14 protein-coding genes are annotated in these 14327 nt (G+C 64.0%); 9 read left to right on the top strand and 5 right to left on the bottom strand.

Annotated features, from left to right (window positions below; translation table 11 throughout):
- Positions 1-182 precede the first annotated feature (182 nt).
- On the top strand, positions 183-671 hold the full coding sequence (locus tag CP556_RS17980) for a hypothetical protein (protein ID WP_098726862.1): 489 nt from the start codon (positions 183-185) through the stop codon (positions 669-671).
- On the opposite strand, the gene CP556_RS17975 is transcribed toward CP556_RS17980, so the two are convergent.
- A complete protein-coding gene (locus tag CP556_RS17975; protein WP_098727469.1) occupies positions 648-1574 on the bottom strand; it encodes a thiamine-phosphate synthase family protein in 927 nt (308 codons plus the stop codon). The two genes, CP556_RS17980 and CP556_RS17975, sit on opposite strands and share 24 nt — an antisense overlap.
- A gap of 201 nt (positions 1575-1775) precedes the next feature.
- Here CP556_RS17975 and mvk point away from each other — a divergent pair, with 201 nt between their 5' ends.
- Together mvk and CP556_RS17965 are read left to right on the top strand one after the other, a co-directional pair.
- Positions 1776-2762 (top strand): mevalonate kinase, encoded by a 987-nt coding sequence (gene mvk, locus CP556_RS17970; protein ID WP_098726861.1) that lies wholly within the window; start codon positions 1776-1778, stop codon positions 2760-2762.
- The gene (locus tag CP556_RS17965; protein WP_098726860.1) at positions 2759-3499 is read left to right on the top strand and encodes an isopentenyl phosphate kinase; all 741 of its coding nucleotides are present in this window, start codon (positions 2759-2761) and stop codon (positions 3497-3499) included. The genes mvk and CP556_RS17965 overlap by 4 nt, the downstream gene beginning before the upstream one ends.
- A 55-nt stretch (positions 3500-3554) precedes the next feature.
- Here CP556_RS17965 and CP556_RS17960 read toward each other — a convergent pair whose 3' ends face one another.
- Complete coding sequence (locus CP556_RS17960) at positions 3555-5093, bottom strand: TrkH family potassium uptake protein (RefSeq protein ID WP_098726859.1); 1539 nt, start codon at positions 5091-5093, stop codon at positions 3555-3557.
- Between the two features lie 238 nt (positions 5094-5331).
- On the opposite strand from CP556_RS17960, the gene CP556_RS17955 reads away from it, so the two are divergent.
- Positions 5332-5583 carry a hypothetical protein gene (locus CP556_RS17955; protein WP_098726858.1) on the top strand — a complete coding sequence of 84 codons (252 nt, stop codon included), beginning with the start codon at positions 5332-5334 and terminating at the stop codon, positions 5581-5583.
- Between the two features lie 89 nt (positions 5584-5672).
- Here CP556_RS17955 and trkA read toward each other — a convergent pair whose 3' ends face one another.
- The gene (trkA, locus tag CP556_RS17950; protein WP_098726857.1) at positions 5673-7004 is read right to left on the bottom strand and encodes a Trk system potassium transporter TrkA; all 1332 of its coding nucleotides are present in this window, start codon (positions 7002-7004) and stop codon (positions 5673-5675) included.
- A 445-nt stretch (positions 7005-7449) separates the two neighbouring features.
- On the opposite strand from trkA, the gene CP556_RS17945 reads away from it, so the two are divergent.
- From CP556_RS17945 to CP556_RS17930, 4 genes are all read left to right on the top strand, one after another.
- The gene (locus CP556_RS17945) at positions 7450-8802 is read left to right on the top strand and encodes a ribonuclease J (RefSeq protein WP_098726856.1); all 1353 of its coding nucleotides are present in this window, start codon (positions 7450-7452) and stop codon (positions 8800-8802) included.
- 1 nt (position 8803) lies between these two features.
- Positions 8804-9856, top strand: a complete 1053-nt coding sequence (gene idsA3, locus CP556_RS17940) for a geranylfarnesyl diphosphate synthase (protein WP_098726855.1) — start codon at positions 8804-8806, stop codon at positions 9854-9856.
- A 162-nt stretch (positions 9857-10018) separates the two neighbouring features.
- Positions 10019-10720, top strand: a complete 702-nt coding sequence (locus tag CP556_RS17935) for a twin-arginine translocation signal domain-containing protein (RefSeq protein WP_141551709.1) — start codon at positions 10019-10021, stop codon at positions 10718-10720.
- 127 nt (positions 10721-10847) lie between these two features.
- Complete coding sequence (locus CP556_RS17930; RefSeq protein ID WP_098726853.1) at positions 10848-12572, top strand: glutamate--tRNA ligase; 1725 nt, start codon at positions 10848-10850, stop codon at positions 12570-12572.
- A gap of 81 nt (positions 12573-12653) precedes the next feature.
- Here CP556_RS17930 and CP556_RS26095 read toward each other — a convergent pair whose 3' ends face one another.
- Positions 12654-12824 (bottom strand): DUF8014 family protein, encoded by a 171-nt coding sequence (locus CP556_RS26095; RefSeq protein ID WP_176548237.1) that lies wholly within the window; start codon positions 12822-12824, stop codon positions 12654-12656.
- A 44-nt stretch (positions 12825-12868) separates the two neighbouring features.
- On the bottom strand, positions 12869-13354 hold the full coding sequence (locus tag CP556_RS17925) for a DUF456 domain-containing protein (RefSeq protein WP_098727468.1): 486 nt from the start codon (positions 13352-13354) through the stop codon (positions 12869-12871).
- A 154-nt stretch (positions 13355-13508) separates the two neighbouring features.
- On the opposite strand from CP556_RS17925, the gene CP556_RS17920 reads away from it, so the two are divergent.
- Complete coding sequence (locus CP556_RS17920) at positions 13509-14249, top strand: SDR family NAD(P)-dependent oxidoreductase (protein ID WP_098726852.1); 741 nt, start codon at positions 13509-13511, stop codon at positions 14247-14249.
- Positions 14250-14327: the final 78 nt, after the last annotated feature.

Raw genomic sequence — 14327 nt, 5'->3', positions numbered from 1 at the left:
CCGACTTTCGCTCGAGCCCGATCTCCGAGCGCGTGGCGACGGACTATCACTGCGCTTAAACGGCGTGTGATCGGTGAGACTTCTTCTGGGCAATTCGACGGCTACTCCATCGGCGTTCGGATCGGCGCAAAGAGGTCAACTGTATGATAAGACTTATACACAACTAGTAGAAAGAAGCGATAATGTCCTCGGCACCCTTCGACCGGGACTGGCGGGCCGTTATCGCGACCGTGATGGTCGTCAGCGCGCTTCTCATTGCCGGCTGTACCGATACTAGTAGCAGAGAGTACAACTCGACGATCAGCGATCCGTCGACCGGTGACGTGATTGACAACGTCTCCGTTGATACTATCGACCAGCAAAACGGCGCTCGCTTCGACGTGGACTACTCTATCGACGCGACTGCGAACGAGACCTACTCTCTCGTCGTCTACGAGCGCCGGAACGATTCGCTTGAATGGGACGGTACCTACAGCCTCGATCCGAACAGATATCACACCGAATTCTCCGTTGGGTCGCCGCTTCCGGACGAACCCGACCCGACGTATCAGATCCGGGTCGAACGCGGGGCAAACGCGACCGTCATCGATGCCGTTACGGTGACGATCAACGCGAACCGTGAGCGTTCGCGGATGGCTCGAGGGCCCTCAGGACGAAGACGCCGCATCTAGCATCGCCTCGATCAGTTCGGCGGCGTCCGTCGCCGTCGCACCGAAGACGTAGGTCGCGGGCTCGATCCCGAACGCGCCTCGATGGTATGCGATGCGGGGAACCTCGCCGTGGTCCGCGAACCGATTTCGGAGGTGGTCCCCGCGGTCCTCGTAGTCGGCATCGAACTCGAGCGGATCGATCCCCATCGCCGCCGCGGCCTCGAGTAAATCGTCGTCAGTGGCAACGTTGATCGCGCCACGAACGGATGGATCAGCGTCGTTGGCGGCGAGTATCGCCGTCGAGACGTGTTTCGAGGCGCCGAACTCGGGGTTGGCTGGAATTTCGATTCGGCCGCCCATCGCGTAGATCCGACCGGGAACCGCGGCGATATCGGTCTCGTCGTGCGGCTCGGGCAAGCACATACCGACGTTCGTCCCCACGTTCGGGATGGAGTCGGCCATGCCGGGGATCGAGGCAAGCGTCCGCGCGGCGGTGCGGACGTTCGCGAGAACGTCCCGTTCGGCACGGATATCTGGATCGAGCCCGCGCACGCAGAGGTCGCAGCCGAGTCCCCGCAGCTCCGGCATCGCTTCTTCGTGAAGTTCGCAGATTGGGCCGCGGTCCTCGAGCGTACGGATCAACGCGAGGAGTTCGGCGAGCGCGTCGTAGCTGTCCAGTTCGCCGCCGACGAGTCCGTCCGCGATGCGATCGACGGTGGCAACGGTTTCGGGGTCGTCGCGAAACCGATCGTCACCGCCGCCGTCACCGCTGACGTACTTGCTGACCGCGGCCTGAGTCACGCCGAGTTCGGCGGCGATCTCCTGTTGTGTCATCCCGCGGTCGGCGAGCCGGGTGGCCAACATCGCCCGCACGGTCGGCAGGAACCGTTCGACGACGAGTTCACTCGGGAGAACGAGCGACATACGATCGACGTTCGACTGCAGGGGCATAAGTCCGACTCCGATCGAACGGCCGACGGCTCATACGGTCTGCTGTAAGTCATTTTCGGCACGACCGTGATCTGGCCTGCGGTCGCACCGGTACATCGTTACAGCAGACCGTCTCACCGCGGACGACAGCGTGACACAGACAGGTATTACTTGTCTTCGGACAAACGGCCGGGCATGACACTCTCGAGCGCTCCCGGGAAGGTGTACCTGTTCGGGGAGCACGCGGTCGTTTACGGCGAGCCCGCCGTCCCATGTGCGATCGAGCGGCGGGCACGAGTCGGCGTGCAACGACGCGACGACGGCAAACTCCGCGTTCGAGCGGACGATCTCAGTCTGGACGGATTCACGGTCGAGTACGACGGGACGACGGAGGACGGGCCCGACATCGATGTCTCGGAATCGCTCGTTAGCGCGGCGATGGGGTACGTCGACGGGGCGATCGAACAGGTCCGCGAGGTCACTGGCGAGGACGACGCCGGCTTCGACGTGACGATCGAGAGCGACATTCCCCTCGGTGCCGGACTGGGGTCTTCAGCGGCCGTCGTCGTTGCCGCGATCGATGCCGCGACTCGAGAACTCGGCGTCACCCTCGAGACCGCCGAACTCGCCGAGCGGGCCTATCAGACGGAGTCCCGGGTTCAGGACGGCCAGGCCTCCCGGGCCGACACGTTCTGTTCCGCGACCGGCGGCGCGGTCCGCGTCGAGGGCGAGGACTGTCGCACGCTCGAGGCGCCCGATCTACCGATCGTGATCGGCTTCGACGGTGGCGCGGGGGACACCGGCCAGTTGGTCGCGGGCGTTCGAGACCTCCGCGCGGAGTACGATTTCGCGGCCGACACGGTCGAAGCGATCGGCGACGTGGTCCGGAACGGCGAGGACGCGCTCGCCGACGGCGACATCGAGGAGATCGGTCGGCTGATGGACTTCAATCACGGTCTGCTCTCCGCGCTGGGGGTCTCCTCGCGCTCGCTCGATACGATGGTCTGGGCGGCCCGTGACGCGGGCGCATACGGCGCGAAGCTGACCGGTGCCGGCGGCGGCGGCTGCATCGTCGCGCTGGACCCGACGCCGGAAACCGAGACGGCCCTCTCCTTTACGCCGGGGTGTGAGGACGCGTTCCGCGCCGAACTCGCCGATGAAGGGGTGACGCGACTCGAATGATCGTCCTGAAACTCGGCGGCAGCGTCATCACCGAGAAGGACCGGCCGGAGACGCTCGACGGCGGCGCGCTCGAGCGAGCGGCGGACGCTATCGCTGCGGCGCTCGAGGCGGGGATCGACGAACTCATCGTCGTCCACGGCGGCGGGAGCTTCGGGCACTACAACGCCAGCGAACACGGCGTCAGTACGACCGACGGGACCCACGACGCGAGCGCAGTGCTGGACATCCACGGGGCGATGAAAACGTTGAACCAGTTCGTTCTGACTCGATTGCTCGAGCGGGACGTCGACGCGGTCCCGGTCCACCCGTTTTCGGCGGCGCATCGCGATCGCGAGGGGCACCTCGACCTAGCGACTGAGCAGATCGAAACGATGCTCGAGGAGGGGTTCGTTCCCGTCCTCCACGGTGACGTGATCGCCCACGCCGGCGCGGGTGCGACGGTGATCAGCGGCGACGAACTCGTGGCGGTACTCGCCCGCGACCTCACTGCGGACCGCGTCGGTCTCTGCTCGACGGTTCCCGGCGTTCTGGACGAAGACGACGCAGTGATCGATCGGATCGACGACTTCGACGCGGTGGCCGCGGTGCTCGGGGCCAGCGACGCGACCGACGTGACCGGCGGGATGGCAGGCAAGGTCCGAACGCTACTGGCTCTCGAGGCCGAGGCATCGATTTTCGGCCTCGACGCGCTTGAGTCGTTCCTCGACGGTGCAGATTCGGGAACGACGATCGATTGAGGTCGACGAACGATCGACGGCCACCGGAGCAGAACAGAACGACGAGACGCATCTCTTAGCGGGTCCAGAACCCGCCGGTAAACATGACGAGCACGGGGATGATCTCCAGGCGACCGATCCACATCAGGAAGATCATCAGGAGTTTCGAACTCATCGGAAACTCGAGATAGCTCCCGAAGGGGCCCAGTGAGCCGAACCCGGGACCGATGTTCCCGATCGTTGCCAGACTCGCGCTGAACGCCTCGAGCGGCGTCAGCGAGTACCCGATTCGGCTGGCGTCGAGCGCGATGAGCAGCGCTGCGATGCCGAAGATGAAGAGGTACATGAAGGTGAACCCGAGGACGCCGCGGATGGCGTCCTCGTCGACGACGTTGCCGCCGAGACGGATCGGTTGAACGGCCTCGGGGTGGGAGGCCGTAAACAGCTCCCGACGCAAGATCTTGAACACGATTAGCCACCGAACGACCTTGACGCCACCGCCGGTCGAGCCGGCACAGCCGCCGACGAGCATCGCGAACAGGAGTACGATTTTGCCCGTCGAGGTCCACTCGGCGAAGTCGCTGGTCGCGTAGCCGGTCGAGTTCAACAGCGACGCGATCTGGAAGGCGCTCTGTCGCAGCGAGTTCTCGAACGTTCCCTCCGTTACGCCGCCGAGTTCCGCCAGTGACGGCGCGGCACCGGTATAGAGAATTCCCGCGAGCAGCACCGTCAGCCCGCCGATCGCTCCGATGTAGGCGCGGAACTCGGAGTTACCGACGAAGCGCTGTCGCTCGCCGCTGAAGACGTGCCAGAACAGGGCGAAGTTGGTCCCGGCGATGACGATGAACGGAATGAACGTCCACTGGACGATCGCGGAGAACGCCGCGACGCTGTTTGCTTCTGGCGAGAATCCACCCGTCGGGAGCGTCGTGAATCCGTGGGCGATGGCGTTGTAGAGTCCCATCTCCGGAGCTAGTCCCGCGAGGTGCAGGCCGTAGAGAATGGCGATGAAAACGAGGGTGAACGCGAAGTAAACGAGCCAGAGGATGCGCGCCGTCTCGGCGATTCGCGGCGTGAGCTTCTGTAACTGCGGTCCCGGCGCTTCGGACTCGACGAGTTGTGCACCGCTGACCGCGAGCTCCGGCAAGATCGCGACCATCAGGACGATGATCCCCATCCCACCGAGCCACTGAGTCAGCTGACGCCACATCATTATTGCGTGTGAGTGGCTCTCGACCGATATTTCCCCGAGAACGGTCGCCCCTGTCGTCGTAAACCCGGACATCGACTCGAACAAGGCGTTGACGGGGTGGGCGAGCGTCGATTCGGTACCCCAGCCTGCGAGCACGTACGGCACTGCACCGATGATCGCCACTGCGAGCCACGTGATCGCGACGAAGAGCATCGCCTCGCGGACCTGCAGGTCCGGATCGGGACTGAGTCGCTCGAGGCCGTAGCCGACAGCGATCGTGAGGGCGATCGTTGCGATGAACGGGAATACGGGGTCGCTGTAGATGAGCGCCACGATGAGCGGAATCACCAGTGGGACGGCGAGATATTTGAGGACGATCCCGACGAGCGCGAAACTGGCGCGCCAGTCAGTACGGAGCCGCATGGAACACCCCACTCGAATACTCACGTCTGGACACGGTATCTAACGAAATTTGGGGTAGATCGTATTAATCCATCGTGACTCGGTTCGCTCTTCGATTCGACGGCGGCGGTTGCGACTCGCTTCTCGAGGTGGAGCATTTTCACCGTCGTTTCGGCGGTTCAGTGTCTGTCGCAGCGATTCTCGTGACCCGAGTCCCACGTTGTGAGGGGTCTATATACGGACTGCGCGTATATCAGCTATGAACGTTCGATTACCAAGCGTCCGTCACCCGCACTCGTTTTACGACGTGTTCGGCGTCATCGCCACCGCGGTGGCGATCATGGCTCTCGTCCTCGCCGTTCGATATAGTTCAGTCGTCAGGTTGGAGATGGTCGTCTTCATGGCGATCGTCTTCCTCTGGGTCGGCTGGGCGGTCCACGGAATTCTCGAACAGTCCGGAACGGGATCCAGCGGAGATTCGCGTTTCTCTCGAAACAGACGGCCTCGATAGCGCGTTACCACTGGACGATCCGACTACGGTTCGAGGAGAACCGGACCACGGAGCAGCAGACGGACGTGTTCTCTATTCTACAACGGAGATTAGATCAGTTTGATGACTTCGTCGAGCGCGTCCGCGGCGACGAAGATGATCACGTGGTCGCCGGACTGGACGATTGTCGATCCGCGCGGCGTGATATGCGCCCCGTCCCGCGATATCGCACCGATGACGACGCCCTCAGGAAGGTCATTCGTCGCATCGACGATCTCTCGCCCGACGAGAACGCTCTCCGAATCGACTTCGATCTCGATGACTTCCGCGCGATCGTGCTCGAGCATCGCAACCTTCTCGGTGTTGTCCGTCCGGGTGAACCGGATGATTTCCTCCGCGGTTTCCTCTCGAGGGTTGATCGCGACGTCGACGCCGACGGTCTCGAAGAGGTCGGCGTACTCGGGGTTCTCGATGATCGCGACGGTGCGGTCGACGCCGAGGCGGTCGGCGAGCAGGGAGACGAGGAGGTTCTTCTCGTCGCTGTCGAGGGCGGCGATCACGACGTCGGCCTCGCCGACGTGCTCGCGGGCGAGGAACTCCTGATTGGTAGCGTCGCTCTCCATGACCATCGTGTTCGGGAGCGACTCGGCGACCTCGCGAGCCCGTCCGTGGTCGCGTTCGATCAGCCGCGGACGAAAGCCGTGATCCTCGAACTCCCGGGCGGTCTGAAATCCGATCTCGCTGGCACCGACGATGACGACTTCCTCCGCTTCCTCGGGCGTCATAGCGACTTCGTTGGCGAAGTCGTTGATCGAAGTCGGGCTCCCGATTACGACGACCCGATCCCCGGCCTGAATAACGGTGTCACCTCTGGTGACGACCATCTCGTCGTCCCGGAAGATCGCGGCGAACGTGAGCGAATCGTAACAGTCAGCTTCCCTGACGGTCCGATCTGCGATCGGGCTGTCCACTGGGATGTCGAACTCGGCCATGCGAATGAGTCCGCCGGCGAACGTATCGACGTCGTGCGCGCTCGGCAACCCGGAAATCCGGAAGATAGCCTGTGCGGTCAAGAGGTCGGTACAGACCATGAAATCGACGCCGAAGGCCCCCTTCGAGCCCTGCCACGTCTCGAGCAACGTCCGGCGACGCACTCGCGCGATGGTAAAGACGTCGCCCGTAGCCTTCGCCGCGCCGCAGACGACCGCGTTCGTCTCGTCGTTGTCGGTACAGGCGATGACGAGACCCGCTTGCTCGAGCCCGGCCTCGCGTAGCGTCTCGAGGTCGGTGCCGTCACCGCGGATCGTGAGTACGTCAAGCGAGTACGTGAGTTCCTCGGTAACGTCGCCGTCGCGATCGACCAGGGCAACGTCGTGGGTGTCCTCTAGGTTGGCGGCGATCGATCGACCGACTTCGCCGGCCCCGACGATGATTACGTACACGACGGTCCCTCCGAAATCATAGTTAGTGGGATCCGTTTCGAGGCGACGGGGAAATGGATTTCGGTGCCTGATACTGACTACCGTTAGTCGTTTCGGCGCGACTGCGACCCTCCTGTCGTTGCACCGGAACACCGTCACAGCAATCCGTATGAAAGAGTCTGCGCGTTCTCCGGGGAGTGCCTTCAATGGACGGTAGGGGCGATGCGACGACGGGCAAGCCAACCCACTGCGTTTTTAACACCCGGGCGTGTAGGAGGCACTAGCGAAACCCGCGGGCAAGTGCGTTCGGGGCTTGCGATGTCGCGAGCTATCGGAGACGGAACCGCCGTCGCACCGAGCGCATAGCGGGATGGCCGACGTGCTGCAAGACGCCGGGGCCGCACAACCGGGAGTCCGCGGACCGTTTCGACGAGAGTCCAGGCAGTGACTTTCAGTACGAGGAACCATGGAAATCGAAATCGCAACCATCGGCGGCTACGAAGAAGTCGGCCGGCAGATGACTGCCGTCCGCGCAGGCGACGATGTCGTTATCTTCGACATGGGTCTGAACCTCTCGCAGGTTCTGATCCACGACAACGTCGAAACCGAACGGATGCACAGCCTCGACCTGATCGACATGGGCGCTATTCCCGACGACCGGGTCATGAGCGACCTCGAGGGCGACGTGAAGGCCATCGTCCCGACGCACGGCCACCTCGACCACATCGGTGCCATCTCGAAGCTGGCCCACCGGTACAACGCGCCGGTCGTCGCGTCGCCGTTTACGATCGAGCTGGTCAAACAGCAGATCGAGGGCGAACAGAAGTTCGGCGTCGAGAACGACCTCGTCAAGATGGAGGCCGGCGAGACGATGTCGATCGGCGATTCCGGCAAGGTCGACCTCGAGTTCGTCAACGTCACGCACTCGATCATCGACGCGATCAACCCCGTTCTCCACACGCCCGAAGGCGCGATCGTCTACGGGCTGGACAAGCGAATGGATCACACGCCGGTCATCGGCGATCCGATCGACATGGAGCGCTTCCGCGAGATCGGCCGCGAGGGCGAGGGCGTCCTCTGTTACATCGAGGACTGTACCAACGCGAACAAGAAGGGGAGAACCCCCTCCGAGAGCGTCGCCCGAGAACACCTCCGGGACGTGCTCTACAGCATGGAGGACTACGACGGCGGCATCGTCGCCACTACTTTCTCGAGCCACATCGCTCGCGTGAAGTCGCTGGTGGAGTTCGCCGACGACATCGGCCGCCAGCCCGTGTTGCTGGGTCGGTCGATGGAGAAGTACTCGGGCACCGCGGAACGGCTGGACTTCATCGACTTCCCCTCCGATCTGGGAATGTTCGGCCACCGCAAGTCCGTCGACCGCACGTTCAAGCGGATCATGAACGAGGGCAAGGGCGACTACCTGCCGATCGTCACCGGCCACCAGGGCGAGCCTCGCGCGATGCTCACTCGGATGGCCCGCGGCGAGACGCCGTACGAACTGGAAGACGGCGACAAGGTCGTCTTCTCCGCCCGCGTGATTCCGGAACCGACCAACGAGGGTCAGCGCTACCAGGCCGAGAAACTGCTCGGCATGCAGGGCGCACGGGTCTACGACGACATCCACGTTTCGGGCCACCTCAATCAAGAGGGTCACTACGCGATGCTCGACGCACTACAACCCCAGAACATCATTCCCGCCCACCAAGACATGAAAGGCTACTCGAGCTACGTTGATCTCTGTGAGAGCGAGGGATACAAGATGGGACGAGACCTCCACGTCACGCGCAACGGGAACCTCATCCAATTAGTCGACTGATATGACGAGTCCCGAGGCACGCGAAGAGGCGGTGCTCGAGGCGGTCCGGCAGCGCCGCGAGCTGGTTAACGACGCGATTCCCGAGGAGCTCCCGATCCAGCGGCCCGAACGGCTCTACGAGGCATCCAGATACCTGTTGGACGCGGGCGGCAAGCGGCTCCGCCCGACCGTCCTCCTGACGACGGCCGAGGCGCTGACCGACACCGATCCGCTCTCGGCGGCGTATCGGTCGTTCGCGCCGCTCGACGAGAGCGGCCCGGTCGACGTGATGGCCGCCGCGGTCAGCGTCGAGGTCATCCAGTCGTTCACCCTGATCCACGACGACATCATGGACGACGACGACCTCCGCCGCGGCGTCCCCGCCGTCCACAAGGAGTACGACCTCGAGACGGCCATTCTCGCGGGCGACACGCTCTACTCGAAGGCCTTCGAGATCATGCTCGAGACGGGAGCGGAGTCCGACCGCATCGTCGATGCGCTCTCCGTCCTCGCCACCACCTGCACGGACATCTGTGAGGGCCAGTCGCTGGACGTCACCTTCGAGCAGCGCGCCGACGTCACTCCCGACGAGTACCTGGAGATGGTCGAACAGAAGACGGCCGTCCTGTACGCGGCCTCGGCCTGTCTTCCGGCAATCTTGCTCGGAGCCGACGACGAAACGATCGACGAACTCTACGGCTACGGACTCGACATCGGCCGTGCGTTCCAGATTCAAGACGACGTGCTCGATCTGACGGTCCCCAGCGAGGAACTCGGCAAACAGCGGGGGAGCGACCTCGTCGAGAACAAACAGACGCTGATCACCGTTCACGCTCGCGAGCAGGGCGTCGACATCGACGGACTGGTCGACACCGACGACGTCGACGCGGTCACGGAGGCTGAGATCGACGAGGCGGTCGCCGAACTCGAGGCGGCCGGTTCGATTACCTATGCGAACGAGACCGCCCAGGAGCTAGTCGAGCAAGGGAAGGAGCGACTCGAGGTCCTGCCGGACAACGAGGCCCGTGAACTCCTCTGTGAAATTGCCCATTACCTGATCGAACGCGGCTACTGAACGAAGCCGCGGCCCTGTTTCGCGGAGTTTCTGCATATTCCTCGCTCGAGTCGTGTTCCGTGCGCTCCCTGCTTGAGTCGGGCGGAACGGGTTCGTTCTCGGCCGAACTCAACGTTCGATATCGTCCGGGTCTTTTTGCGGGTCCCACACTGAGCGAAGGACATGACTGACGACTCTTCGGACGTACCCGCCGCTTCCTCCTCTCGACGACGGTTTCTCGGCACGGCCGTGGCCACTGGCATGGCTGCGACCGCCGGCTGTGTCGGATCGCTGCTCGACACGTCCGATTCGAACGCGAACGAGATCGAACCCGAAGAGCCCAGCGAGCCCCGGAAGGGGACGCCCGGCGAGTTCTACACGCTCGTCGAGCGAAACGACATCCCCGTTGAATCGCTCCGGTGGGACGGATCGGATCTGGTTCTCCAGTACGACTCGAGTGCCTCGACCGAATCGGAGTCGACGACGGAGATCGAAGTCATCACGACCGTCTACAACGAGAACCTCGTGAAAAACGATGCCGAGGTCAACATGCTCTACGCGGAGGTCACGAACCCGTTCGACGGGCAGGCCTACGGCTGGGGCGTCAAGACCGAGTGGTGTAAGCAGTATAACGCGGCCGTCGACGACAGCGAGGGCGGCGACACCGAGACCGGCAGTGATGACGATGGGTCGACCGATGCAGAGGGCGATACCGAGGAATCCGACGGCTCCAACGAAACTGAGAGCGACGGAAATAGTACCGAGACAACGGATAGTGACGGCAACAGTACCGAGGATGGCACGTCCTCGGTGGGCCGGGCCGCGATGGTCCTCATGAGTAACGTCCTCAACACGCGGGTGTACGATGACGACGTCGAGAACTGAGGATGTCGTCGGAGACTGAACCGGAAACCGGATCAGCGGCTCAGGACGCTAACGTCGGAGTCGAACACGGGCCGAACGAGACGGCGAATCGCGAAGGTTTTGGGACGGGCGCGACTATCGCCGGGTAATGAACGACGAGTTACGCGAGCGCGTCGAGCGCGAGGCCGAGAAGCACGCGCTGTTGAACGCCGTGAAACACGAGAGCGACGCCGATGTCGGCGCTATCATGGGACCGCTGATGGGCGACAACCCCGACTTCCGCGAGCACGGCGACGAGATTCCGGGTATCGTCGGCGGCGTCGTGGGTCGAATGAACGACCTCGACTACAAGGACAAACGCGAACGGCTCGAGGAACTCGCACCCGAGGAACTCGCCGAGATCGAGGCCGAGGAGGAGGAAGACGAGCACGATCTTCCGGAGCTACCCAACGCCGACGACTACGACGCCATCCGGATGCGGTGTGCGCCGAACCCGAACGGTCCGTGGCACGTCGGCCACGCCCGGATGCCCGCCGTCATCGGCACCTACCGCGAGCGCTACGACGGCTGGTTCTGCGTGCGCTTCGACGACACCGACCCCGAGACCAAACGGCCGGATCTCGAGGCCTACGATGCGATCCTCGAGGACCTCGACTACCTCGGCTTCGAACCCGACGCGACTTACAGGGCGAGCGATCGCCTCGAGACCTACTACGACCACGCCCGCGACCTGATCGAGATGGGCGGGGCCTACACCTGCTCGTGTTCGGGCGAGGAATTCTCGGAGCTGAAGAACTCGGGTGAGGCCTGTCCCCACCGACAGAAGGACGAGGCGACCGTGCTCGAGGAGTTCGACGGGATGATCGACGGCGAGTACAGCAGCGGCGAACTGGTTCTGCGGGTCAAGACCGACATCGAGCACAAGAACCCCGCGCTGCGCGACTGGGTCGCGTTCCGGATGATCGACACGCCCCACCCCCGCGAGGAGGCCAGCGAGTACCGCTGCTGGCCGATGCTCGACTTCCAGTCGGGGGTCGACGATCACCTGCTCGAGATCACGCACATCATCCGCGGGATCGACCTGCAGGATTCGGCCAAACGACAGCGCTTCGTCTACGACTACTTCGACTGGGAGTACCCTGAGGTCATCCACTGGGGCCACGTCCAACTCGACGATTACGACGTGAAGATGAGCACGTCGACCATCTCGGAACTCATCAAGGACGGCGAACTCGACGGTTGGGACGACCCGCGCGCGCCGACGCTGAAGAGTCTGCGCCGGCGCGGCATCCGCGGCGAGGCCATCGTCGAGGCGATGACCGGGCTCGGCACTTCGACCACCGATGTCGATCTCGCGATGAGTTCGATCTACGCGAACAACCGCGACCTGATCGACGAGGAGACCGACCGCCGGTTCCTCGTCCGCGACGGCAACCAGATCCCCCTCGGCGGGAGCCCGCCCGAAGTGGGGACGCCGCCGCTTCATCCCAACCACGAGGAGCGCGGCGTTCGCGAGATCCCCGTCGGCGATTCGGTGATGCTCGAGCCCGACGACCTCCCCGAGCGCGAGGAGCGCATCTGGCTCAAGGGGTTGGGCTGTTTCCAGTTCACCCGCGATGTCCTCCAGTACACGGGCGAGGACATCGAAGTCGTCCGCGAGGGCGACGTGGACGTGATCCACTGGGTGCCGGCCGACGAGCGCGTCCCCGTCCGCATGCGAACGATGGATGGCGACGTTCGGGGGCACGCGGAACCGGGCGTCGGTGACCTCGCTCCCGACGACATGGTGCAGTTTGAACGGGTCGGGTTCGCGAGAATAGACCGACATGACGAGGCGGACGAGGAGACGGTCGCGTACTACGCGCATCCCTGAACGGGTCCGTCGCTCGTCGAGCGACCGTCCCCGGAACCAATCAGTTCCCGTTTTGGCGCTCTCACATCGAAAGTCGGCGAATTACTCTTCCTCGAGCAACGCGTCCCCTCGTTCGGGATCCGGGTCGGCCACGACGCCGTCCTGCCGTCCCAGTACGCGGGCGTGGGCGGCGCAGACGAGCCGATTCTCGTCCCAGGGGATATGCAACTCGACGGCGGCGGGGCGCTCGCAGTCGGCCTCGGAACACTCCATCTAGTCGTGCCAACGGCACCCATGGCTTCAGTGTTTCCCCGAGATCACAGGAGAAAGACGGCCGCGAGGAATCCGAGTAGGATCGACACCGTCAGCAGGACCTGCACCGCCGTCGACGCGAGGACGCCGATCGTCGTGTAGACCGCCGATCGCGTGCTCCCCTCGAGTTCGCCGTTGCGAACGAACTCGAGGACGAAGACGGTGCCGAAGAGGCCGACGAGCAGCCCCAGCGGGCCGGTGACAATCATGAGGAGGATGCCGACGATGGCCGCGGCTGCGGTCGTCAGCCACGAGGCACCGCCGGCCCGGGCGGCGATCGAGCCGCCGAAGAACTCGACGAGCGCGGTGATGACGGCGATGAACACGAGGACGGTGAAGGTGAGCACGCTCAGCTCCTCGAGTCCGGCCCCCCACCAGTAGACGCCGAGTCCGGAAAGCGAGAGGAGGCCGCTCGGGACCATCGGGACGGCGGCTCCGGCGATGGCACCCACGAGCAACGCGACCGCGACGACGGTGATGACGTCGACCATGCTGGCGATGACGACGGACCGCGGGAAAGGCGTACCGCCTTCGGTACCGGTGTCTCGGGCGCTGGAACGGGTTCGCGGATCCACGGGGTGCCGGCGGAGTCGGTCGTGGGCAGACAGCGAACGGTATACGTATCGGGGACCGAACGTGTGGGATATGACCAACCAGCGCGGAGCGATAATCGTCGGCGCGTCGTCGGGTATCGGCGAGGCGCTGGCCCGTCGACTCGCCGCCGACGGCTACGAGATCGGCATGGCGGCCCGGCGAACGGAACGGATGGAGCGGATCGGCGCGGCCCTCCCGACGAAATCCTACGTCGCGACGATGGACGTCACCGCGACTGAGGACGCTCGAGCGGGCTTTTTCGAGCTCGCCGAGGCGATGCCGTCGGTCGACCTCGTCGTCATCAGCGCCGGGACTGCGGCCCGCAATCGCGACCTCGAGTGGGAACCCGAGAAGCGAACGATCGACGTGAACGTCCGGGGCTTTACGGCCCTCGCGACGGCCGCGATGGAGTACTTCGAGCGCAATCCCGACCGCGCGAGCGAGTCGGACGGCCACCTCGTGGGACTCTCCTCGGTCGCGGCGCACGTCGGCAACGACGACGCCCCGGCGTACAACGCTTCGAAGGCCTACGTGTCGACCTATCTCGAGGGGCTGCGCTACCGACAGGCCGATCGCGACGCGGACGTGACGATCACGACCATCGAGCCAGGCTTCGTCGACACCGAGCTCTCGATGGGCGGCTTCTGGGAGTGTTCGCCCGAGACGGCGGCCGAACAGATCGCTCGAGCGATATCGAAGAAACGGGCCCACGCCTACGTCACTCGGCGCTGGCGAGCTATCGCGTGGGTTCTCGATCTGGTTCCGGACGCGCTGCTTCGACGGCTGTTGTGAGGTCGATGCTCGAGGCGCGTTCAGTGTACTAGCGAATGGAACGGCGTGTTACTGATGGGTATTGGGTGAGACGAAGCG

This window comes from Natrinema sp. CBA1119, from assembly GCF_002572525.1.
Classification (GTDB): domain Archaea; phylum Halobacteriota; class Halobacteria; order Halobacteriales; family Natrialbaceae; genus Natrinema.
Note: the sequence above shows the minus strand (reverse complement) of the source record. Positions and strands in the feature narration are given on the sequence as shown.

Excerpts from the sequence above, each read along its gene's own strand:
- CP556_RS17965 (WP_098726860.1), top strand. The coding sequence starts at position 2,759 with ATGATCGTCCTGAAACTCGGCGGCAGCGTCATCACCGAGAAGGACCGG.
- CP556_RS17935 (WP_141551709.1), top strand. The coding sequence starts at position 10,019 with ATGACTGACGACTCTTCGGACGTACCCGCCGCTTCCTCCTCTCGACGA.
- CP556_RS17955 (WP_098726858.1), top strand. The coding sequence starts at position 5,332 with ATGAACGTTCGATTACCAAGCGTCCGTCACCCGCACTCGTTTTACGAC.
- CP556_RS17945 (WP_098726856.1), top strand. The coding sequence starts at position 7,450 with ATGGAAATCGAAATCGCAACCATCGGCGGCTACGAAGAAGTCGGCCGG.
- CP556_RS17980 (WP_098726862.1), top strand. The coding sequence starts at position 183 with ATGTCCTCGGCACCCTTCGACCGGGACTGGCGGGCCGTTATCGCGACC.
- mvk (WP_098726861.1), top strand. The coding sequence starts at position 1,776 with ATGACACTCTCGAGCGCTCCCGGGAAGGTGTACCTGTTCGGGGAGCAC.
- CP556_RS17920 (WP_098726852.1), top strand. The coding sequence starts at position 13,509 with ATGACCAACCAGCGCGGAGCGATAATCGTCGGCGCGTCGTCGGGTATC.
- idsA3 (WP_098726855.1), top strand. The coding sequence starts at position 8,804 with ATGACGAGTCCCGAGGCACGCGAAGAGGCGGTGCTCGAGGCGGTCCGG.
- CP556_RS26095 (WP_176548237.1), bottom strand. The coding sequence starts at position 12,824 with ATGGAGTGTTCCGAGGCCGACTGCGAGCGCCCCGCCGCCGTCGAGTTG.
- CP556_RS17960 (WP_098726859.1), bottom strand. The coding sequence starts at position 5,093 with ATGCGGCTCCGTACTGACTGGCGCGCCAGTTTCGCGCTCGTCGGGATC.
- CP556_RS17925 (WP_098727468.1), bottom strand. The coding sequence starts at position 13,354 with ATGGTCGACGTCATCACCGTCGTCGCGGTCGCGTTGCTCGTGGGTGCC.
- CP556_RS17975 (WP_098727469.1), bottom strand. The coding sequence starts at position 1,574 with ATGTCGCTCGTTCTCCCGAGTGAACTCGTCGTCGAACGGTTCCTGCCG.
- CP556_RS17930 (WP_098726853.1), top strand. The coding sequence starts at position 10,848 with ATGAACGACGAGTTACGCGAGCGCGTCGAGCGCGAGGCCGAGAAGCAC.